We start from the raw sequence: 20,788 nt of genomic DNA on the forward strand, positions 1-20,788 counted from the left end.
GTGGATAGCGCTATCGAGCGCTTTACCCAATCACCCCTTCGTATAGCCTCCATCAATTCCGCTGAGGATCGAGATAGAATATGACCAATTTTCGCAAAATCACCCTGACCGCCTTTGCCGCGCCACTCGCTCTGGCACTCTCTGCCTGTGGCGGTGCAGCCGATGGCGAAGTCGCCGAAGCCGAAGTTGTTGAAGCGGTTGCCGCACCGGCAGGCCAAGAGTGGACCGATGTCGTCAATGTCTCCGACTATGACGGCTACATTCTGGGCAATCCTGATGCGGCTATCAAAGTGGTCGAATATGCCTCGCTCACCTGCCCGGCCTGCGCATCCTTCGCGCTGAACGGATCGGAGCAGCTCAAAAGCGAATATGTGAACACCGGCCGCGTCAGCTATGAACTGCGTAACCAGATCCACAACGGGATCGATCTGGTGCTCGCGCGATTGGTCCGCTGCGGACCCAAAGAAGCATTTCACCCGCGTTCGGACGCCGTGTGGGCCGACCTCAACAATATCATGAATACGGCGCAGCAGAACGGCCAAGTGCTTCAGTCAGCGATGGAACTGCCGGAAGACCAACGGTTCGTGGCGGCGGCACAGGCTGCTGGTTTGTATGAGTTCTTCGGCGCTCGCGGTCTTGGTCGTGATCAGGCGCAGCAATGCCTTGCCGACGCCGCTTCGGTTAGCGCTATCGCCGACAATTCAAACACCCAATCCCAAGAATTGGGCGTGACCGGCACACCGACCTTCTTCATCAATGACAGGAAAGTCGATGCCAATTCGTGGGCGCAGATCGAACCCATGCTGCAACGCGCGGGCGCCCGCTAAGGCGCCTTAGCAGCGGGAGGGGACAGCACCGGCGATGCAAATAAAACGGCTCAAGCTCAGCGGCTTCAAAAGCTTCGTAGAGCCAGCCGAATTGCGCATCGAACCGGGGCTGACCGGCGTTGTCGGGCCCAATGGCTGCGGCAAATCAAATTTGTTGGAAGCTATCCGCTGGGTGATGGGCGAAAACTCGCCCAAATCTATGCGCTCGGGCGGAATGGAAGATGTCATCTTCGCGGGCACCGAGAGCCGCCCGCCGCGCGATTTTGCTGAAGTGGTTCTCCATGCCGAGGATGATGATGGCGAGGATCTGGACGTCACCCGCCGGATCGAGCGCGGCGCAGGCAGCGCCTATCGCGTCAACGGCAATGATGTTCGCGCCAAGGACGTCTCGCTAACTTTCGCTGATGCTGCGACGGGCGCGCATAGCCCTGCCCTCGTCAGCCAAGGAAAGATCGCGCAGGTCATCGCCGCCAAGCCTGCAGAGCGGCGACAAATGCTCGAAGAGGCCGCAGGCATCGCTGGCCTCCACGTCCGCCGCCGTGATGCGGAAAGCAAGCTTCGGTCGACCGAGAAGAACCTTGAGCGGCTTGAAGATTTGATGGCAGGTTTGGACTCGCAAATGGCGTCTTTGCGGCGACAAGCGAAACAGGCCGAGCGTTACACCAAGCTCACAGACCAAATCTCTACTGCTGAGGCACGGCTTTTGTTTGCACGGTGGCGAGATGCCGCGGCCGCAGCCGATGCAGCGCGCGAGCAAGCACAAGCAGCTGAAACGCGAGTCGCGACCGCAAAAGAAACCAGCGACGCCGCACAGAAAGCTCAGCACGAAGCGGCCAAGGCGCTTTCCGAAGCGCGCGAAGAGCAAGCCGACCGGCGCGATGATTCCAGCGCGCATGGCCACCGCATGGCCGCGCTGACGTCGCAATTGGAAGCAGCAGAGCAGCGCCTCGCCGACCTCGACCGCCAGAAAGTACGTCTGGAGGAAGATCGCGGTGAAGCTGACCGCCTGACCAAGGATGCGGCAGAGGCGCTTGCGAGGCTTGAGAAAGAGCTTGCCGATAACGAAAAATCGCTCGCTGTCGACGAAGAGCGGCGTCCGAGACTCGCCGATGCGTTGGAAGAGGCCGAACGCGCAGGTCGTACAGCAGAGTTGGCACTGGCCAAAGCCACCGCTGACCAAGCGGGCGTTGAAGCTGAATGGCGAGTCGCCGAGGCGGAAGTATCGCAGGCGCAATCCCGGCTCGATAGATTGGTAGCGGAAACCGAAAGACAAGCGCAAATTCGCGCGTCTTTATCTGAGTCCGGTGATCCGGCGACAGCAGTCGCTGAGGCAAAGACCGAAGCCGAGGCCGCGACCGCCGCCCTCGCCAAGTTGCAGGCGGAATTGGTCGCAAAACGCGAGAGTAAGCAAACACTCCAGACAGCACGCGATGAGGCGGGCAACGCCTTCGCCGCTGCCAAAGCTGAGCTGGCTGGGGTCGAGCGCGAATATAATGCTTTAGTCCGCGACCGTGATGCGCGCGAAAGGCAAAGAGCGCAGCGCAAAGGCCGACCAACCGCGCTGGATGAAGTACGCGCTAAGCCCGGATACGAGCGGGCGCTCGCCGCTGTGCTGGGCCGCGACGCAAAGTCTCCTTTGGGCAAACCGGAAGATGGCAATGATGGTCGTTTCTGGACCGGCGGCAATGCACCGGGTGCAGTGACCGACAGTTTGGCCGCACAGGTCACGTCTTGCCCATCCCAATTGAAAGCCCGTCTAGCGCTGGTCCATGTGGCTGAAATTGACGATGGCCGTGCACTCGACCCGGGCGAATGGATTGTAACGACCAGCGGCCACTTGCGCCGTTGGGACGGCTTTATTGCACGCGGTGAAGGCGCGGCCGAGGCTGCCCGGCTAGAAGCAGAAAATCGTCTCGGCGATCTTGAGGCAGAGCTTCCCGCCAAACGTGATGCAGCGGAAAAAGCCGACGCTGCCCAATCGAGCGCTCAGCAAGAACTTTCAGCACTCCAGACGGCACTCGTCGCAGCAGAGCGCGGCGTTGGCGAAGCCGCCGAAGAAGAACGCCAAGCCCTCCGCACGCTCGATCAGGCAGAGATTGCCCGCGAACGGCTGGCGTCCCGTCTGCAAGAACTCGATACGGCGGAAGCTGATCTGGCCGAGCAAAAAAAGCTGGCACTCGGCGAACTCGAGGCGGCCAAGACCAAACGCAACGATCTGCCCGCACCCGATACGGGCCGCGCATCACTCGAAGCTTCGCAGGCTAAGCATGATGCCGCCCGATCAGCATTGCAGGCTGCCACAGCTACCCTCGCCGGGCATGATCAAGCGTTGGCTGTGGCGCGCGAGCGAACAGCCGCGCAGCGTAGCGATATGGCCAATTGGCAGGCGCGCTCCGGCGAAGCAGCGCAGCGCCTTTCCGATATGGCACGACGCTTTGAGGAAATCGAAGAGGAACGCGCCGTTTTTGCCGCGAAGCCGGAAGGCTTGATGCGCGAGATCGAACAAGGCGACACGGTCCGCGAGCGGCTAACCAAAGAATTGGCCGAAGCCGAAGCCTCTGTCGCGAAAGCGCAAGAGGCCGCGCAAGGCGTCGACCGTGCCTTCGCCGAAGCCAATGAAGCTTTGGCCACAGCACGCGAATCTCGTGCAGGCCTCGCCGCGCGCGCCGAGAGCGAGGAAGCGCGGCGCGCGGAGATGGCGCGCGTATCGGGCGAACGCTTCCAGTGCTCGCCACCCATGTTGGCCGAGAAGTTTGAATTCGATGTCGAACAGGTCAAAAACTCAGGCATTGAGGGAGAAGAGCTAGAACGGCTCAATGCAAGCCGCGAGCGGATCGGGCCAGTCAATCTGGTGGCTGCAGAGGAACTCGCAAAGATCGAGAGCGAGCACGGCTCCAGCGCCGCCGAGCAGGCTGAGCTGCACGAAGCGGTAAACCGTCTGCGCGGATCAATCGGCAGCCTCAACCGCGAAGGTCGCGAGCGACTGAAAGCCGCGTTCGAACAGGTCGACACGCATTTCCGCCGCCTGTTCACGCGCCTGTTCGATGGCGGACAGGCGCATCTGGCATTGATCGATAGCGATGATCCGCTGGAAGCAGGCCTGGAGATTTTCGCGCAGCCTCCCGGCAAAAAACTGCAATCGCTAACCTTGCTGTCAGGCGGTGAGCAGGCGCTAACCGCTATCGCCCTGATCTTCGCGCTGTTCCTGACCAATCCGGCCCCGATCTGCGTGTTGGATGAGGTTGATGCCCCTCTCGATGACGCCAATATTGACCGCTTCTGCGATCTGCTCGATGCGATGACCAAGGAAACCAACACGCGCTATCTGATCGTCACGCACAATGCTGTGACAATGAGCCGCATGCACCGCCTATTCGGCGTAACCATGGTCGAACAAGGCGTATCACGCCTCGTGAGTGTTGATCTGGATGTAGCAGAAGAATTGGTCGCAGCGCAGTAAAGCGTCAGGCCTCAAGTGCAGCGGCAAGCCGTGCGCGAATACCTTTCAATTGGGCGATCACTTCAGCAGGTACAACAGCAGCATCTGATGTTGCCGAAGATGTCGTAACAGGCCTCGGTGTACTAGAATCCGGCTCGCGTGCAGAGACCGGTGCCTCATCCACCTTACCGTCGGCAATCGCTTGCTGTGCGCCTTTCAGTGTGTAGCCCTGCTGATTGACCAGTTGGTCGATTTGCTCGACCAATTTCACATCTTCAGGCCGATAGTACCGACGTCCGCCGCTACGTTTCAGTGGTTCGAGCATCGGGAACTGTTGTTCCCAATAGCGCAGGACATGGGTTTTGATATTCAGCGCTTTGCTGACTTCACCAATCGTGCGGAGCGCGCCGTCGTCTTTTCCGTCATCAAATTGCGCGCTCATGCATTCATCCCTTGGCGATACGTTCTTTCAGCAACTGGCTTGCGCGGAACGTCATTACGCGGCGCGGTGTAATCGGCACTTCCACACCCGTTTTCGGATTGCGGCCAATGCGCTCTTTCTTGTCGCGAAGAATGAAGCTGCCAAAGCCGGAGATTTTTACATTCTCTCCATCGCCCATTGCATCACACATATGTGCCAGAATTGATTCCACCAGGTCGAGCGATTCCGCCCGCGAAAATCCCATTTTGCGATTAATCGTCTCTGCGAGATCGGCTCTTGTCAGCGTGTTTACTGATCGAGACATTCGCTCACTCCCTTACCGGTGCGACCCTTGGTTTCGGAAACTGACTACTTTTGTAACCAAATTCCGCCGTTTGCGCAAATTTTAAGTGCAAAAATTGCAACTTACATGCGGACTAAAGAGGCGCCCCATGTGAATCCGCCGCCCATCGCTTCGAACATCACCAAATCACCCTTTTTGATCCGCCCATCGCGAATCCCGACATCGAAAGCGAGCGGTACCGATGCCGCTGAGGTGTTGGCATGCTGATCAACGGTCACAATGATCTTCTCGGCAGGTAGGCCCAGCTTGCGTGCCGTCGCGTCCAAGATACGGGCGTTAGCCTGATGCGGGACAACCCAGTCAATATCGGCGGCCTCAACGCCAGCCGCAGCGAGCGTTTCCTTGAGCACATTAGCCAGATTGACCACCGCATGGCGGAACACTTCGCGTCCCTTCATTCGCAGCTTACCGACTGTACCGGTAGTCGACGGACCGCCATCGACATAGAGCAACTGGTTGTGCTCGCCATCCGCGTGAAGCTTGGTATCGAGCACACCTGGGCCGTCTTCAGCGACATCCTCCGCTTCCAGCACCAAAGCGCCGGCGCCGTCGCCAAACAACACGCAGGTCGTCCGGTCTTCCCAATCGAGAATACGGCTGAATGTTTCTGCGCCAATGACCAATGCACGCTTCGCCATGCCGGTGCGTAACATCGAGTCGGCGGTACCAAGTGCGTAGAGAAATCCCGAACAAACCGCCGCGACGTCAAAAGCGATGCAGCCATTGCAGCCGAGCGCTTGTTGGACCCTCGTGGCGGTTGCCGGGAATGTTTGATCGGGCGTCGCTGTGGCGAGCACGATCAGATCGATATCATTGCCCGACATGCCAGCCGCTTCAAGCGCTCGTTCGGCAGCTGCAGTCGCTAGCGATGACGTAGTTTCACCCTCGCCCGCGATGTAACGCTGGCGAATACCGGTCCGCTCTACGATCCATTCATTGGTGGTATCGACTTGCTCAGCCAGTTCTTCATTGGTGACGAGCCTGTCCGGCAGAGCCGAACCGCTTCCACGGATAACCGAACGGATCACTTTGCGGCACTGCCTTCTGGCGCGGCACCGTTGCGTGCCTGCAATTCGGCGAGGCCGCTGCTGATCCGCTGTGTCAGATCTTCCTCGAGCAAACGCGCAGCAACGGTCACGGCATTGGCGACGCCACCTGCTGTCGCACTGCCGTGGCTCTTCACGACCACGCCATTCAGGCCGAGAAACACTGCGCCATTGTGGTTGTTTGGATCAAGATGATGCCGGAGCAATTCCGTCGCCGGGCGCGAAACCAGAAAGCCGATCTTCGAACGGATCGAACTCGTGAATGCATTGCGTAGCAAGTCAGTCACAAACCGCGCGGTGCCCTCGATGGCTTTGAGCGCGATATTGCCCGAGAATCCGTCGGTTACGACTACATCGACTTCGCCGCGATTGATCTTGTCCGATTCGACATAGCCTTCAAAGCTCATATCGAGTCCGGTCGCGTCCTGAAGCTGCTCAGCAGCTTCACGCAGGCGGTCGAAACCCTTGTTCTCTTCAGTGCCGATATTGAGCAAGCGAACGCGCGGCATATCGCGCTGAGTCAGAATTTTGGAATAGGCCGCGCCCATAATCGCAAACTGCACCAGATTGCGCGCGTCAGCCTCTGTATTGGCGCCCAGATCGAGCATGATCACGTCATTGTCGCCAAGTGTCGGCATCAATGCAGCCAAAGCCGGACGATCAATGCCCGGCATAGTGCGCAGTGCAAGCTTGCTCATCGCCATCAGCGCGCCAGTATTGCCTGCACTGACAGCAGCACCGGCATCGCCTTGCTTCACAGCGTTAACAGCAAGACCCATCGATGTGGTTTTGGCACGACGCAGCGCTTTGGTAGGAAGCTCGTCCCCGCCAACAACATCATCGCAATGCAGAATTTCGGAAGCACCACGCATATTGGGATGCTCTTCCAGCGCTGCTTTGATGCGCGTTTCATCGCCCACCAGCAGAAACTGGAACTGGTCGTGACGGCGACGCGCTTCGGCGGCGCCTTCAACCATTACGCGCACGCCTTCATCGCCGCCCATCGCATCAACAGCGATACGCGGGAGGCTCATGGGCGTGTACTCCGGGTCAAATCGAGGTCTTAAAGACCTACAGCGACAATTTCGCGTCCGTTATAGTGGCCACAGGCATCGCACATATTGTGCGGACGCTTCAGCTCGCCACAGTTGGGGCATTCATGGAATGCCTCAGGCTTCAACGAATCGTGCGAACGACGGATACCGCGACGATGCGGCGAAACTTTTCTCTTAGGGACAGCCATAGCGGCACCTGTTCCTTGAATTAAACTGCAGTGTATAGGGCCGCTTTAAGCCAAGGCCGTGACCTGCACAAGTTATTACCAGCGCAGGGAATCAAGGCCCGACTCTCACGGGAAGGAGCGCGCTATAACCGAAATTGGCAGCAGTGCAACCCGCAGCGTTGCTATTCGCCGCCACAATGGGTAGCGAAGCGCAACTTAATTGGAGGGATTAATTCATGTTGTTACCTGTCACGCTTTGCACCGCAGCGGCCTTGGCCATTCTTTCTATCTGGCTGATGGTCAGGATCGGCGGCCTGCGCAACAAGGCCAAGATCTTCGTCGGCGACGGCGGGAATGATGCAATCATTCGCAGAATGCGTGCGCAGGCCAACTTCGTCGAAAGTGCGCCATTTGTCTTTGCGCTCATCTTGGCGGTCGAGCTTGCCGGAAGAGGCGGCGCATGGCTGCCCTACGTCGCCGGATTATACGTAGTGGGACGCGTTGCACACGCATTCGGTATGGAAGAAAGTGGCCCCGGCATGGCGCGCTTTGCAGGCACCATCATTTCGATGCTGACGCTGCTCGGCCTCGCCATCGTCGCGGTGCTGATCACCACTGGAGTGATGTAGGTATCTTGTCCTCTATCGGACTGAGCTTGGCCTGTCGCTCGGGCATTGCGCCGGGCAAGCAGACATCCCAAGCCAGTCCGATCCGTTCCAGCACAGCAATGAACCTATAGCCAAGATCACTCTGACCGTGTTTCAGACCAATTTTCGCTGATCCCGGATAGGCATGATGGTTGTTGTGCCATGCTTCGCCCATGGTAATGAAACCGGCCCATGGCACATCATGGGCCTGCACGCCGGCCTCATCGACAATCCAGCTTTGTGGACCGCGTCGGTGAGCGAGATGCCCGACCAACCAATGCCCGTGAACGGTCAGCGTAACGCGGACGCAAATTCCCCAAACCACGAACGCCCAACCGCCAGCCAGCCACAGTAGCAGTGCCAGCGGCAATTGGTGCGCCATCCAGCTGCGCTCCAGAAAGACAATGAACCGGCTCCGCTCTAGCTCGCTCAAATCAAATCTTGGTGGCGATGCCAGCTCCAGCCGGCAATGCAGCTGCCACCACGCATCTTTGAGCATCGAGTTGCGGTGGGCCAGATAATCGTGACAATCAGATTGCCGCTGCGCCCAGTCGCGCAAATCATGCGTGCGTGTAATCCACAAGGGCCCACTCATTCCCGCAACGGTCCCGCACCAGATTAGAAACAATCGGATTGGCCAATAAGTCTGGAAGCTGCGATGGATCATCAATCGGTGGAAGCCGACTGAATGTCCGAGCAAGAGGAATATGCCGGTCAACAATAGTCCTACAGTGACACTGGCCACCGATGCAGTGAGCGGTGCAAAAATGAGAGCAGCGGCGAGCATCCCACCGTTCCAAATACTGTGCACCGGATCCCATACCACGCGCCCTGTGGTTGGATCTGCCTCCTCGGTTTCGACAAGCCAGTTTACTTCGCAACGGTCGCGCTGCTGTTTGCTCAGAATTGACTGGTGCTCGGTCATCCACTCGCTCCGATAGGTAATTAATGTATTACTTAATTACCTATCGGCTCTAGTAAGTAATTAAGCAACCCCTTATATACTCTCCATGCAACCTGTTTTTGAAGCCCTCTCCTCCACCGTAAGGCGCAAGATTCTGGCCTATCTGTCTGAGTCAGAACTGACCGCAGGCGAAATCGCAGCGCGGTTCGAGATATCGAAGCCTGCAGTTTCGCAGCATCTTGGCGTGCTAGAAAATGCCGGATTGGTTATCAGCGAGAAACGCGGACAATATGTCCATTACCGGATCGTGCAGGACAATCTGGTCAACACGCTCAACGGCTTTGTGCAGGAAGTCTGCCCGGTCTCTCGCCCACTGAAGCGCGAAAGCAAGGCCATGGCCGCAGACACCATAGACACGCAGAATTAGCTGAGAGCGTAATCACTGACGAACTGGTTCGTCTTGCGCTCTTGGCCAAAGGTACTGGTGGGTCCGTGACCGGGAATGAAAGTGATGTCATTCCCGAGCGGCCACAGCTTTTGTGTGATCGCATCGAGCAGGTCCTGATGATTGCCCATGGGAAAATCGGTGCGCCCGATTGATCCCTGAAACAGCACATCGCCCACAATCGCAAACTTGCTCGGGCCGTGGAAAAAGACGACGTGGCCCGGCGTGTGGCCAGGGCAATGGATGACATTGAGCGTTAGTTCACCGACGGTGACGGTATCGCCATCTTCGAGCCAGCGGTCCGGCTCGAACACTTCACCGCGAATGCCGTATTTGGCGCCATCTTCATCGAGACGCGAAATCCAGAAGCGATCGGCCTCGTGCGGGCCTTCGATAGGAATGCCGAGCTCCTTGGCCAGGATTCCGCTTTCACCGCAATGATCGATATGACCATGCGTAATCAGAATTTTCTCCAGCTCGACCCCGGCCTTGGCAACACCCGCCTTCAACTTGTCGAGATCGCCGCCCGGATCGGTCAGCGCGCCCTTCATCGTCTTGGTGCACCAGATCAGGCTGCAATTCTGCTGCAGCGGTGTGACGGGCATGATGGCCGCGCGCATGGACGGTTGAGGCTTGTTCTCAGTCATGCCGAGCGATGTGGCGGGCCGATAACCTTTATGCAAGTGGAGAAGGAAAGATGATTGATCCGAAACAGAGATTTAGGATTCTACACGTAAGTAATGCGGCCAAACTGGAGTAAAACGACCATGGCATTTTTCCGTCGCAAGAAAACTAAGAGCGCTAATCCGAGTTGGGGGAGCTACCCAGATTCGCTTGATGTCGATGATCTGGACGACGTGACTTGGATCAAATCATGTCAAGATCCTCTTGTTTGGCACGACGCCGCCATGGCGTGTCTGATATTCCGGGGAGACAAACATGGCCTGATCGGATGGCTTGCTGAACAGCCGCAACTGGACCGGGTCACCGCTGCCACGATGTTTCTCCATCGAGACAACGGACCAAGAATTTTACGCGGTGACGTAGTCGAGTATATCCAAATGAAGCCTGACCAGATTATAGCAATGATCAAGACGCTATGTGAACGTGACAGTGCTTTAAGCTATTCTGAGAACGGAATCGGCCTCGGCAGCGGATGGGAAGATGCAAAGCAGTCAATCATTGCAGAACTCTCTCATCATTCCAGTTTTCCGATGCACATGCTGGCCAAACCCATCCATCATAATACCGTAAACAGGCCTTACTATGACATCGGCGAGGGCGAACTTGTATCTGACAACTACATTCGTGAACATATGCCCTATATGGTCGCCGATTGAACTGAACAGAGATCAAAGCCGCCCGCTCTTTCAACCACACGCCCGATAATTTCCAGCTCATCGACAGATACCTCAATCGGCGGATAGGCAAGGTTTTGGCTAAGCAACGACACCCGCTTTCTCAACACCGGCCTTCAACTTCTCGAGATCACCTCCCGGGTCGGTCAGCGCGCCCTTCATGGTCTTGGTACACCAGATCAGGCTGCAATTCTGCTGCAGCGGTGTGACGGGCATAATTGCCGCGCGCATGGGCGGTTGAGGCTTGTTCTCAGTCATGACCGCGATGTGGCGCCAATGATAGCTGGTTGCAAGAGCGCGCCCGCCCGATTTGTCAGTTACCGCGCCACCACCAGCCGATAACCAAGATCGCACTCGTTAAGTTGCTGCAGATGACCGTATCGCTCTTGCCAAGTACGATCTGCAATATCCTGTTTGAGCGACTGCAACGCGTCAGACACATTGTCGATAGCCCAGAAAGAAGACATCGCTGCAGTAACTTTGGGATCGAGATATGCGCTAGGCCGACGCCAATAGGCGCATAAGAACCCGTCAGTACAATCATGCGGAATGGGCATTGACTGGATATCCACGGGGCCCAGCTCTTGCTGATACAGGCTCAGCTTAGGCATTTGCTGCTCGTCCAGCGTAACAAGTTCTGGAATATAGTCGGCCAGCCAAAAGCCCCGAAACGCAGGATCGTATGTCAGGATAACAATCGGGCCGCGCGTTACTCGGCGCATTTCCGACAGCCCCGTTGCCTGATCGGTCCAGTGATGGATCGTGAGGACCGCCATTGATGCGTCGAAACTATTGTCGGGGAATGGCAAGTCTTCGGCCACGCCCCGAACCACAGAAGCATTTGAAGGTTTACGCTGCGCAATCATTTCGGAAGATGGCTCAACAGCGGTGACCTCTTTGCCAACGGGCTCGTAAGAGCCGGCACCAGCACCAACGTTTAAGACGATCTTTGCTGTTCCCAAGGCCGCTTCAATGGCGGCTTGGATACGATGATCTGGCTTGCGCAGATTCGCATAGTCCACACCAATAGTATCGTATTTTGCGTCCATCAGCTCACAGTCTCCCACTTTTCCAAACTACCCGGCCGATGATTTCCACCTCATCGGCAGATACTTCAATCGGCGGATAGGCAAGGTTTTGGCTAAGCAACGACAGCCGCCCGCCACCCTGCGCCGCCACACGTTTGACCAGCAGAGTATCCTCTAACCGCACAACATGAATGCCATCGCGGAAAGGGCGCACAGACCGATCGACCAGCACTTCATCACCTGCACGAAGCAACGGCTCCATTGAATCGCCCTCCACCACAATTGCGGATAGCTCCGATCCGTCCAACCCCTGCTCGCGCAGCCAGCGGCGGGAGAAGCGGAAATTGTCGAACGGGATTTCCTCGCCCACCGTCGCACCTGGCCCCGCAGACGCGCTGAGCGGCAGGCGCGGAACGTCGATCCAGCCGCGATCAAGCGGGATTGGTTTGGACGAATCGTAGGATTTTTCCTCTGGTCCGCCCAAATCCGATTCGGGCACGCCCAAAAACTCAGACAGCGTCCGACGATCCTGTTCTTCCAGCTTTCGCGGACTGCCCTTGCTAATAAATTGCTGCAAATATGTAGGATTTCTCCCAATCATGGTTGAAAGCGCAGCCAAAGAACTGTGCCTTTCTCGTGCCAGTTCGCGGAGTTTCTCACGTGGATTCGACATATTCTGTCCTCTTTGTCGATATTTTTCCTTCCTATACGATGTATTTTTCCTAGACAAGTAGGATTTCGCCAGCGACGACTCGGTCATCGGGCGATTCGCTTTGTCGTCCGAACCGCACGCCAACCATATCGCAGAGGAACCGCATGCTTATCCGGACTATTGAGAAATTCCTTCGCCAAACGGGGATGCCCGCCACCAAATTCGGGCGCCTGGCCACACATGATCCGCGCTTCGTGCTCGATCTGCGCAATGGACGTATGCCGCGCAGCAATACCGAACGCCGCGTCGAGAGCTTCATCGCGGATTATCTGGGAGAGCAGAATGTCGGCTGAACCCCACACATCCATACGCCCAGCCCGCCGGCAGCGACGCACGCCGGGAGAGCGCCTGAGATTGGCACTCTCCGAGCTGTGCGGCGGCCATGGGGAGATAGTGCAACATGATGAGAAAGCATGGGCGAGCATCACCTTTTCGGGCGCGCGGCATACACTGCGCTTAACCTTTGAAGGCGCTGATGCGGTCGAGGCCGGCGAGACCTTCGTCGCGATCCTGCCCGAGCATGAATTCGCAATTCCCGGTCAATTGGTCGCCGACGCGACCATAGTCAGCGTTGAGCATGCCCTGCTCCCCCAACCGCGAATGCTGGTTGAGTGCGAGCTATTGCTGTTGGTCGATGCCTAGCCAGCACTCTCGCGGCGGATCACCAGATTGCGGATTTCGGACATATCCTCCATCGCAAAGCGGATGCCTTCGCGGCCAAGACCGGAGTCTTTCACCCCGCCATAAGGCATATTGTCGACCCGGTAGGATGACACATCATTCACCACGACACCGCCGACATCGAGATCGTCCCACGCGTCCAGCACCTTGTGGATGTCCCGCGTGAAAACCCCCGCTTGGAGGCCGAATTTGGAGTTGTTGACCTCCTTCAAAGCCGCATCGAAATCACTGAACTTGCTCAACAGAGCCATCGGACCGAACGCTTCCTCGGTGAAGGCATCACAGGAATGATCGACATTTTCGAGCAGGGTTGCCTCGAGCATATTCCCCTCGCATCCGCCGCCGCATAGCAGCGTTGCGCCGGCACTCACCGCATCATCGATCCAGCTCTTCAAACGCGATGCTTCGCCAACCGAAATCATCGGACCGATAAAGGTCTCGCGCTTCTTGGGATCGCCAGAGACAAGGCCTTTGGTTTTCTCAACCAGCATATCACGGAACTGATCGTACACATCTTCGTGAATAATGATCCGCTGCACGCCAATGCAGCTTTGCCCCGATTGATAGAACGCTCCGAAGATGATCCGCGCGAGCGCATGATCGAGATCGGCGTCCTTATCGACGATCACCGCCGCATTGCCGCCAAGCTCAAGAATAACAGGCTTCTTACCTGCCTTGGCTTTGAGGTCCCAGCCAACGCCAGGCGAACCAGTAAAACTCAGCAGTTTCAGGCGCTCGTCAGTGGTAAACAAATCGGCCCCGTCGCGGCTTGCGGGAAGGATGGAGAACGCGCCTTCGGGCAAGTCGGTCTCGGCCAGCACTTCGCCCATAATGATCGCACCGAGCGGTGTTTTGCTCGCCGGTTTCATCACAAACGGGCAACCCATCGCGATAGCCGGCGCAATCTTGTGCGCCGCCAGATTGAGCGGAAAATTGAACGGCGAAATAAAGCTGCATGGTCCAATCGGCACGCGCTTCCACATGCCCATATAGCCCTTGGCGCGCGCCGAGATATCGAGCGGTTGGACCTCGCCATAATTACGCGTCGATTCCTCGGCAGCAATCTTGAATGTATCGATCAGCCGGTCAACTTCGCCCTCGGCATCGTTGATCGGTTTGCCCGCTTCGACGCACAGCGCATAGGCCAGCTCGTCATAACGCTCGCGGAAGCGCTTCACGCAATGTTCGAGCACAGCCTGCCGCTCAAAACTCGCCATCTTCGCCATGGGTCCAGCCGCGCGCACCGCACCCGCAATGGCTTCCTCGATTATGTCTGGGGTGGCCAGCGCAGTCCTGAACGCGACCTCATTGGTGAACTTGTCTGTCACTTCCAGATCAGTGTTGGGAAGCGCCGCCTTGTTGTTGAGATAAAGCGGATAAGTGCTTTTTAGCTCGACCATTATGTTCGTCCTTATTAGCTCAAAAAAGGGTAACGCCGATTGCCCTATACTTCTCGAGAAATGCGCTATTCAGCTCCAATCATACTCATCAAAGCCGTAGTCCAAATCAAAACTGGGAGAAAAGCTGCCCCAGCAATTGTTTTTGCGTTCAACGGCCCAACCCCCAAGTCCCAAAAGAGCCAGTTAGCCAGTGCCGCGAAAAAGATCAGACATACCAGACCCAAAATATGACGATGGCGAACGGTTATTAGCGCAAAGTCATATTCCCCTTCCCTACGTCCCTTTTCATCAGCCATCACAGTTTCGCACTTAGTTCCTTGATGTCGTGGTTCAGGATCTGGTCGTTCTCGGTATAGTCCACTGGACAATCGATCAAATGTACGCCCGGCGTATCACGGCAATGCGCAAGTACCTCGGTCAGATGTTCGCTGCTTTCAACCCGATGACCTGCCGCGCCATAGCTTTCGGCATATTTCACGAAATCGGGATTGCCATAGGTCAGGCCGTAATCGTCAAAGCCCATATTGGCCTGCTTCCAGCGGATCATACCGTACGCATCATCGCGCAGAATCAGAATGGTCATGTTTAGTCCTAAACGGACCGCCGTTTCCATCTCCTGGCTGTTCATCATGAACCCGCCATCGCCGCAAATCGCCATCACCTTGCGGTCGGGGTAGAGCATCGCGCTCATCATTGCGGACGGCAGACCCGCGCCCATTGTCGCCAGCGCATTGTCGAGCAGAACAGTGTTCGGCAAATAGGCGGTAAAGCCACGCGCGAACCAGATTTTATACACGCCATTGTCGAGGCAGATAATCCCGTCATGCGGCATGCAATCGCGGACTTGCTGCACCAAATGCGGCGGGAAGATCGGGAAGCGCGTGTCGTCTGACAGGCTCTTTGTATGATCCAATTCGGCCTGATGATAGGCCAGCAGCTTGTCGAAATTCCACGAACGGTTCGGCGTGATATCTTCTTTCATCTGCCAAATGCCGTTGGCGATATCGCCGATCACTTCGGTTTGCGGGAAATAGACCGGATCAACCTCCGCTGTCTTGGTCGAGACGTGGATCACCTGCACACCATTATCATGCATGAAAAATGGCGGTTTCTCGATCACGTCATGGCCGACATTGATAATGCAATCGGAAGCCTCGACCGCGCGGTGTACAAAGTCCCCCGCTGACAACGCGGCACAGCCGAGGAATTTCGGGTGTCGCTCGTCGATGACGCCCTTGCCCATTTGCGTGGTCAGGAAGGGAATTCCGGTCTTTTCGACAAATTGTTCGAGCATCCGGCCGCACAGCTTGCGGTTTGCGCCGGCGCCGATAACCAGAACCGGCGACTTCGCCGCTTCGATCGCTTTGACCGCAGTGCGTACCGCCTTCGCCTCGGCAGAGGGGCGACGCGCCACGCTTTTCGGCAGCGGTTTGAAATCGCTCGCTTGTTCTTCGGCGATATCTTCGGGAAGCTCGATCAGCGTTGCGCCGGGCTTTTCCTCTTCGGCCAGGCGATATGCCTCACGCACCCGGCTTGGGATGTTGTCACCGGCGGCGATCTGGATTGAATACTTGGTGACCGGTTCCATCAGAGAGACGATATCGACGATCTGGAACCGGCCCTGCTTTGACTTTTTGATCGGTTTCTGGCCGGTAATCATCAGCACCGGCATCCCGCCCAATTGCGCATAGGCGGCGGACGTCACAAAGTTCGTCGCACCGGGGCCGAGCGTTGCGAGGCACACACCCGTCTTACCTGTATGACGACCATAGGTCGCGGCCATAAAGCCTGCGCCCTGCTCGTGCCGTGTCAGGATCAGCTTGATTTTGTCTGACTTGCCCAGCGAGTCGAGCAGGTCGAGATTTTCCTCACCCGGGACGCCGAAAATATACTCGCAGCCCTCGGCTTCGAGACAATCGATAAATACGTCGGAAGCTTTTTTGGTATCGGCCATTCGTCGTCCTCTCCAGACACGCGAAACGGTGTCTCTAGAATTATACGTGCGACCGCTGTTTCGACAGAGGTCTGACGCCTCCTTTAGTGTCTCAATTGCCTACCAATTAGGGCGACCGGAGTCACCCTGCTAGGTAATTTCCGTCAATCGCCGCCCGTTAGTACCCACGGGCAGGATCGAAAATCGGACTGAGCGGTTCGCCGCGATGATATTTACCCAGATTCTCGAGAAAGCGCTGGGCAGACCGCATAAACATCTTGTCCTGCGCCCTGCCCGATAAGTGCATCGTGATAACCGCATTCTCAAGCGTCCAGAGTATATGGTCTTTCGGCAGCGGCTCAGGATCGGTTACATCGAGGAGCGCTCCGCCGATGCTCTTGTCTTGCAAGGCGGCGACGAGCGCATCCTGATCGACCACTGTGCCGCGGGCGATGTTCACCAGCACGGCGCTGTCTTTCATCGCCGCCAGCTCGTTTACTCCAATCATGCCGTCTGTTTCGGGCGTTGCGGGTACAGCGAGGATCACCCAATCGAATTCGCCCAGCTTGTCGCGCCATTCGCCGGGGCCAAGCACACCATCCGATCCGCCTGAACGCCGAACGATTGTCACATCGACATCGAAGGCCTGCAGCCGTGTCTCGATCAATTTACCGATTGCGCCATAACCCAGCAGCAACGCCCGGCTTCCGGCGAGTTCCATCTTGCCTGGCGAGTCCTGCAACCATTCTTGCCTATCCTGCGCCCGGACGACGTCGCGATAGCCCTTGGCGTGATTGAGCATCATCATCAGCGTGTATTCGGCGATAGTGATCGCATTGATACCGGCGCCATTGGTAACCGTCACACCGCGCTCGGCCAGCAGTTCAAGCGGCAGAAAATCCAGCCCCGCATAGATGGAATTGTACCATTTCATCTTCTCGGCGCGTTTCACCGCCTCGGCCATCGGCTCTTGGTCATATAGGTCGAACCAGCCGATTTCCGCTTCGCCGACATGCTCCATCAATTCATCGGTCGACGCGAACCAGCGCGGCTCCAACCAATCAGGCAGATGCGGCTCGATTGCGGGCCTGATCAGTGACGAGAGAACGGCGATGGTCATAAAAAGCAATGCTCCTCTGTTGGAAACATAGAGGAACAGGTTACAAGCGACTGCGTCAAGGGCGCATGAGTTGAACGGGTGGGCGGAACCGCGGATGTTTACCAAATTCGAAGTTCTGGATGATGTATTTGGCAGCGGACTTCCCGCGCGGTTGCTTGATTTTGCCATCGCCAATGAAGGCGGTTTCGATGTCACCACGACCTCCTATTCAGACGGCTCGGAAGCGGTCGATCCAAACTTCCGCACATCGAAACGCTTCATCGGAAAGTTAGGAGATGTCGGTCGCGAATACCGCACGGCGTTCACGAAGATACTGCCCCAACTGTTCGAAGCCGCCGGCGTACCTATGATTGATAATCCGTTGCTCGAGAACGAGCTGATTGCGACGGGCGACGGCGGGAATCTCGCCAAGCATATCGACACGCTGACTCTGGACAATCGCGATGATGTCGAGACCGAACGTATTCTCAGCACGGTCTACTATTTCCACCGCCAACCAAAGCAATTTTCAGGTGGTGAGATTGAGATTCATCCGCTCGATGGCCGAGCGGAACCAAAGCCAGTCGATCCTCGTCACGGACGGCTGATTGTATTTCCAGCTTTCGCGCCGCATTCGGTTCGCGGCCTCACAGTGCCAAGCCGTCGCTTCGAGGACGGGCGTTTCTCGCTTAATTGCTGGGTGCGGTATAGGGTTCGCTAGATATGTCCGGACCAAAGCCAACCGCCGACGACAACCGGCCTTTGTTTACGCAATTCGCGGCGCTCGATGGTTTCCTGGGTACGGAACAGTCAGCCAAGCTGCTGGAATTCGCGCTCGACAATGAAGCGAAGTTTGCGCCGGCGGAAGTGGCATCGCCGGACAGTGCTTCCGAAATTGATCGCCAATCACGCCGTTCTTGGCAATTTCAGGAACGACTAGGTGATATAGGGCAGATGTTTCGCCAAACTGTGCGCAATCGTATGGTCGATCTGTTCACGCAAGTGGGTCTGCGTCCCATCGATGAACCAACCATCGAATTGAGCCTGGCGGCACACCGGGATGGCGGTTTTTTCGCTCCGCATATCGACACCTATGGCGACGGCACCCGCGAATATACGCAGTCAGATAGGGTCTTGAGCGCTGTCTATTACTTTCATCGCCAGCCGGCCGGCTTTGGCGGCGGCGAACTCGCGATCATGCCAATTGGTGGATACGCGCCGCCTGCTCTGATTGAGCCCAAACATGATCGTTTGGCACTGTTCCCCTCATTCGCGCCGCATGAGGTGTTGCCAATCACAGTCCCCGGCAATGCCTTCGCGGATGCGCGGTTCTCGATCAATTGCTGGGTGAGGAAATCGCGTAGCTAGGCGGGCCGGAAGGCTAACCACGCCGCCAGCGCCAGAACGGGTACGCCAATCAAATCTGCCATCGCGATTTGCTTCAAAGCCGGAGGCGATCCCTTGGCAAAGTACAGCACGATAAAGGCAATCATGCTGACTGCGGTCACGACCACAGCGAGCCGCCGGGACGATGGATCAAATGCCGCCCACAGACAGGCAAGAAAAACCGCCAGAAATAGCGCAGCACGATGCTGCATCAACAGGAACAACGGATTGTCCGGCGTAATCCCGTAGAGCGACGTCAGGTTCGACGGGCGGAACAGGGCGAAAGCTGGTAGCGCATGTAACGCGGCAAGAAGGAACCAGAGAATGGGTTGCAACATGCAACTGTTATAGCGTTGTGGAGCGCCTGGCGCAAGGAGTGCTAGGCTAGCTTCCAATCCCAGCCAAGCGGATCGCCGTCCATAAGTTCCACGCCCTTTGCGGCGAGGTCATCACGGATAGCGTCGGATGTGCCGAAGTCTTTCTCTGCACGGGCGGCCTTACGGCGTTCCATTGCATCTGCGATTTCCGCTTCGGACATCTGCGCGGCAGTCGGCCGGATGCGCAGATCGGTGCGGGATAGGCCGAACAGGTTCAGGCCAAGCACCGCGTCCATCTTCTCTATCACCGCCCGCTTCACGTTCGCATCGACTTTCTTGACGGCCAGAGCTTCCTCCAGCGCGGTCAGCGCGATTGGCGTATTCAGATCGTCAGCCAAAGCCGCATCGAACTTCTCCAGCATCGGCGCGAATTTCTGGTGCGATGGATCGCTCGCGACAGCATCAGCCAACCGCTCAACCGCCATCACAACCCGCTTGAGCCGCGTCAAGGCGGCGTTCAAGCCGTCCCACGAGAACTCCAATTCACTCCGGTAATGCGCCTGTAAGCACATCATGCGGTAAGCGAGCGGATGATAGCCTTTGTCGAGAAGCAATTGCAGCCGCAGAAACTCGCCCGAAGACTTGGACATCTTGCCCGAACGCTCAACAAGGAAGTTGTTGTGCATCCAGAACCGCGCGCCAGAATTGGTCGCTTCTGACAAACCGCCGCAACCGCAGAACGCTTGGTTCTGTGCGATCTCGTTCGGGTGGTGGATTTCCCGGTGGTCGATCCCGCCGGTATGAATATCAAACGGGAAGCCAAGCAACTTCTCGCCCATTACCGAACATTCGAGATGCCAGCCAGGAGCGCCCTTGCCCCACGGCGAGTCCCATTCCATTTGACGCTTTTCACCAGCAGGTGTTTTCCGCCAGATCGCGAAGTCGGCTGCATTGCGCTTGCCCTCAACTGTGTCGATCCGGCCTTCTCCGTCTTCGGTCACAGCGCGGGCAAGCCGGCCATAATCATCGATCGTGGTGGTATCGAAATAGAGGCCTGTCTCGCATTCGTAGCAATGCTTGTCGGCAATGCTTTTCGCAAAATCGAGCATCTCTTCGATATAGTCTGTCGCGACTGACCAATGCGCGGGTTCGCGAATATTGAGCGCTTTGATATCGTCCCAATATGCCTCGGTATAATGCTTGGCGATCTGCCAGATATCTTGGGCCTTCTCGGCTGCCATTTTCTCCAGCTTGTCTTCGCCGTCATCCGCGTCATCGGTCAAATGACCAACGTCGGTGATGTTGATGACATGCTTAAGCGCATACCCCTTCCAGCTCAGCGTCCGGCCAAGAATATCAGCGAACACATAGGCGCGCATATTGCCGATATGCGGGTAATTATAGACCGTGGGGCCGCAGCTATAGACGCGCGCTTCGCCCGCATGGACGGGCTCGAAGGTCTCGAGGCTGCGGGTCAGGCTGTTGAACAGTTTCAGAGGGACTTCACTCATGCGCATCGCCATGCACATGAGCGCCCAATCGGGTCAAGCCATCAAACG

At 57.0% G+C, this 20,788-nt stretch carries 24 protein-coding genes and 1 pseudogene; 9 read left to right on the plus strand and 16 right to left on the minus strand.

Features of this window, described 5'->3' with window-relative positions:
- Positions 1-80 precede the first annotated feature (80 nt).
- Together J9777_RS07290 and smc are read left to right on the plus strand one after the other, a co-directional pair.
- Positions 81-827 carry a thioredoxin domain-containing protein gene (locus J9777_RS07290; protein ID WP_209348062.1) on the plus strand — a complete coding sequence of 249 codons (747 nt, stop codon included), beginning with the start codon at positions 81-83 and terminating at the stop codon, positions 825-827.
- Positions 828-861: 34 nt separating this feature from the next.
- Complete coding sequence (smc, locus tag J9777_RS07295; RefSeq protein WP_209348063.1) at positions 862-4,287, plus strand: chromosome segregation protein SMC; 3,426 nt, start codon at positions 862-864, stop codon at positions 4,285-4,287.
- A gap of 4 nt (positions 4,288-4,291) precedes the next feature.
- Here smc and J9777_RS07300 read toward each other — a convergent pair whose 3' ends face one another.
- The 5 genes from J9777_RS07300 to rpmF all read right to left on the minus strand — a co-directional run bounded on the left by J9777_RS07300 (position 4,292) and on the right by rpmF (position 7,340).
- Positions 4,292-4,708 carry a MerR family transcriptional regulator gene (locus J9777_RS07300; RefSeq protein WP_209348064.1) on the minus strand — a complete coding sequence of 139 codons (417 nt, stop codon included), beginning with the start codon at positions 4,706-4,708 and terminating at the stop codon, positions 4,292-4,294.
- A 4-nt stretch (positions 4,709-4,712) separates the two neighbouring features.
- Entirely contained in the window at positions 4,713-5,012 is a 300-nt protein-coding gene (locus J9777_RS07305) for an integration host factor subunit alpha (RefSeq protein WP_209348065.1), read from the minus strand.
- A gap of 101 nt (positions 5,013-5,113) precedes the next feature.
- Positions 5,114-6,079: a beta-ketoacyl-ACP synthase III gene (locus J9777_RS07310; protein WP_348631951.1), complete on the minus strand. Its 966-nt coding sequence runs from the start codon at positions 6,077-6,079 to the stop codon at positions 5,114-5,116.
- Positions 6,076-7,131, minus strand: coding sequence for a phosphate acyltransferase PlsX (gene plsX, locus J9777_RS07315; protein WP_209348066.1), 1,056 nt, complete (start codon positions 7,129-7,131; stop codon positions 6,076-6,078). Before plsX ends, J9777_RS07310 begins: the two co-directional genes overlap by 4 nt.
- Positions 7,132-7,160: 29 nt before the next feature.
- Entirely contained in the window at positions 7,161-7,340 is a 180-nt protein-coding gene (gene rpmF, locus J9777_RS07320; protein ID WP_209348067.1) for a 50S ribosomal protein L32, read from the minus strand.
- 215 nt (positions 7,341-7,555) lie between these two features.
- Here rpmF and J9777_RS07325 point away from each other — a divergent pair, with 215 nt between their 5' ends.
- Positions 7,556-7,948 (plus strand): MAPEG family protein, encoded by a 393-nt coding sequence (locus J9777_RS07325; RefSeq protein ID WP_209348068.1) that lies wholly within the window; start codon positions 7,556-7,558, stop codon positions 7,946-7,948.
- On the opposite strand, the gene J9777_RS07330 is transcribed toward J9777_RS07325, so the two are convergent.
- Positions 7,929-8,891, minus strand: coding sequence for an acyl-CoA desaturase (locus tag J9777_RS07330; protein WP_209348069.1), 963 nt, complete (start codon positions 8,889-8,891; stop codon positions 7,929-7,931). The genes J9777_RS07325 and J9777_RS07330 overlap by 20 nt on opposite strands.
- An 85-nt stretch (positions 8,892-8,976) precedes the next feature.
- On the opposite strand from J9777_RS07330, the gene J9777_RS07335 reads away from it, so the two are divergent.
- Entirely contained in the window at positions 8,977-9,297 is a 321-nt protein-coding gene (locus J9777_RS07335; protein ID WP_209348070.1) for a metalloregulator ArsR/SmtB family transcription factor, read from the plus strand.
- Here J9777_RS07335 and J9777_RS07340 read toward each other — a convergent pair.
- Positions 9,294-9,935, minus strand: coding sequence for an MBL fold metallo-hydrolase (locus tag J9777_RS07340; RefSeq protein ID WP_209348646.1), 642 nt, complete (start codon positions 9,933-9,935; stop codon positions 9,294-9,296). The genes J9777_RS07335 and J9777_RS07340 overlap by 4 nt on opposite strands.
- Positions 9,936-10,082: 147 nt before the next feature.
- Here J9777_RS07340 and J9777_RS07345 point away from each other — a divergent pair, with 147 nt between their 5' ends.
- Positions 10,083-10,655 carry a hypothetical protein gene (locus J9777_RS07345; RefSeq protein ID WP_209348071.1) on the plus strand — a complete coding sequence of 191 codons (573 nt, stop codon included), beginning with the start codon at positions 10,083-10,085 and terminating at the stop codon, positions 10,653-10,655.
- A gap of 108 nt (positions 10,656-10,763) precedes the next feature.
- Here the strand turns inward: J9777_RS07345 and J9777_RS07350 are convergent.
- The 3 genes and pseudogenes from J9777_RS07350 to J9777_RS07360 all read right to left on the minus strand — a co-directional run.
- Positions 10,764-10,904: pseudogene (locus J9777_RS07350) on the minus strand (MBL fold metallo-hydrolase); the annotation flags it as partial.
- A gap of 86 nt (positions 10,905-10,990) precedes the next feature.
- The gene (locus J9777_RS07355) at positions 10,991-11,722 is read right to left on the minus strand and encodes a class I SAM-dependent methyltransferase (RefSeq protein WP_209348072.1); all 732 of its coding nucleotides are present in this window, start codon (positions 11,720-11,722) and stop codon (positions 10,991-10,993) included.
- A 4-nt stretch (positions 11,723-11,726) separates the two neighbouring features.
- Positions 11,727-12,374: a S24 family peptidase gene (locus J9777_RS07360; RefSeq protein ID WP_209348073.1), complete on the minus strand. Its 648-nt coding sequence runs from the start codon at positions 12,372-12,374 to the stop codon at positions 11,727-11,729.
- 143 nt (positions 12,375-12,517) lie between these two features.
- Here J9777_RS07360 and J9777_RS07365 point away from each other — a divergent pair, with 143 nt between their 5' ends.
- The gene (locus J9777_RS07365; RefSeq protein WP_209348074.1) at positions 12,518-12,706 is read left to right on the plus strand and encodes a hypothetical protein; all 189 of its coding nucleotides are present in this window, start codon (positions 12,518-12,520) and stop codon (positions 12,704-12,706) included.
- Positions 12,696-13,055 carry a hypothetical protein gene (locus J9777_RS07370; protein WP_209348075.1) on the plus strand — a complete coding sequence of 120 codons (360 nt, stop codon included), beginning with the start codon at positions 12,696-12,698 and terminating at the stop codon, positions 13,053-13,055. The genes J9777_RS07365 and J9777_RS07370 overlap by 11 nt, the downstream gene beginning before the upstream one ends.
- Here the strand turns inward: J9777_RS07370 and J9777_RS07375 are convergent.
- The 4 genes from J9777_RS07375 to J9777_RS07390 all read right to left on the minus strand — a co-directional run bounded on the left by J9777_RS07375 (position 13,052) and on the right by J9777_RS07390 (position 17,547).
- Positions 13,052-14,494 carry an aldehyde dehydrogenase family protein gene (locus J9777_RS07375; RefSeq protein ID WP_209348076.1) on the minus strand — a complete coding sequence of 481 codons (1,443 nt, stop codon included), beginning with the start codon at positions 14,492-14,494 and terminating at the stop codon, positions 13,052-13,054. The genes J9777_RS07370 and J9777_RS07375 overlap by 4 nt on opposite strands.
- Before the next feature lie 65 nt (positions 14,495-14,559).
- On the minus strand, positions 14,560-14,790 hold the full coding sequence (locus J9777_RS07380) for a hypothetical protein (RefSeq protein ID WP_209348077.1): 231 nt from the start codon (positions 14,788-14,790) through the stop codon (positions 14,560-14,562).
- Positions 14,790-16,448, minus strand: coding sequence for an acetolactate synthase large subunit (locus tag J9777_RS07385; RefSeq protein ID WP_209348078.1), 1,659 nt, complete (start codon positions 16,446-16,448; stop codon positions 14,790-14,792). The genes J9777_RS07380 and J9777_RS07385 overlap by 1 nt, the downstream gene beginning before the upstream one ends.
- A 157-nt stretch (positions 16,449-16,605) precedes the next feature.
- Positions 16,606-17,547 carry a D-2-hydroxyacid dehydrogenase gene (locus J9777_RS07390; protein WP_209348079.1) on the minus strand — a complete coding sequence of 314 codons (942 nt, stop codon included), beginning with the start codon at positions 17,545-17,547 and terminating at the stop codon, positions 16,606-16,608.
- Between the two features lie 94 nt (positions 17,548-17,641).
- Between J9777_RS07390 and J9777_RS07395 the strand changes: the two genes are divergently transcribed.
- Together J9777_RS07395 and J9777_RS07400 are read left to right on the plus strand one after the other, a co-directional pair.
- Positions 17,642-18,247 carry a 2OG-Fe(II) oxygenase gene (locus tag J9777_RS07395; protein WP_209348080.1) on the plus strand — a complete coding sequence of 202 codons (606 nt, stop codon included), beginning with the start codon at positions 17,642-17,644 and terminating at the stop codon, positions 18,245-18,247.
- Between the two features lie 2 nt (positions 18,248-18,249).
- Complete coding sequence (locus J9777_RS07400) at positions 18,250-18,894, plus strand: 2OG-Fe(II) oxygenase (RefSeq protein ID WP_209348081.1); 645 nt, start codon at positions 18,250-18,252, stop codon at positions 18,892-18,894.
- Here J9777_RS07400 and J9777_RS07405 read toward each other — a convergent pair.
- Positions 18,891-19,250, minus strand: a complete 360-nt coding sequence (locus J9777_RS07405) for a hypothetical protein (protein ID WP_209348082.1) — start codon at positions 19,248-19,250, stop codon at positions 18,891-18,893. The genes J9777_RS07400 and J9777_RS07405 overlap by 4 nt on opposite strands.
- Before the next feature lie 41 nt (positions 19,251-19,291).
- Positions 19,292-20,740, minus strand: a complete 1,449-nt coding sequence (gene cysS / locus J9777_RS07410; protein ID WP_209348083.1) for a cysteine--tRNA ligase — start codon at positions 20,738-20,740, stop codon at positions 19,292-19,294.
- Between the last annotated feature and the right edge of the window lie 48 nt (positions 20,741-20,788).

The organism is Pontixanthobacter sp. CEM42, from assembly GCF_017812015.1.
In the GTDB taxonomy this organism is placed as follows: domain Bacteria; phylum Pseudomonadota; class Alphaproteobacteria; order Sphingomonadales; family Sphingomonadaceae; genus Pontixanthobacter.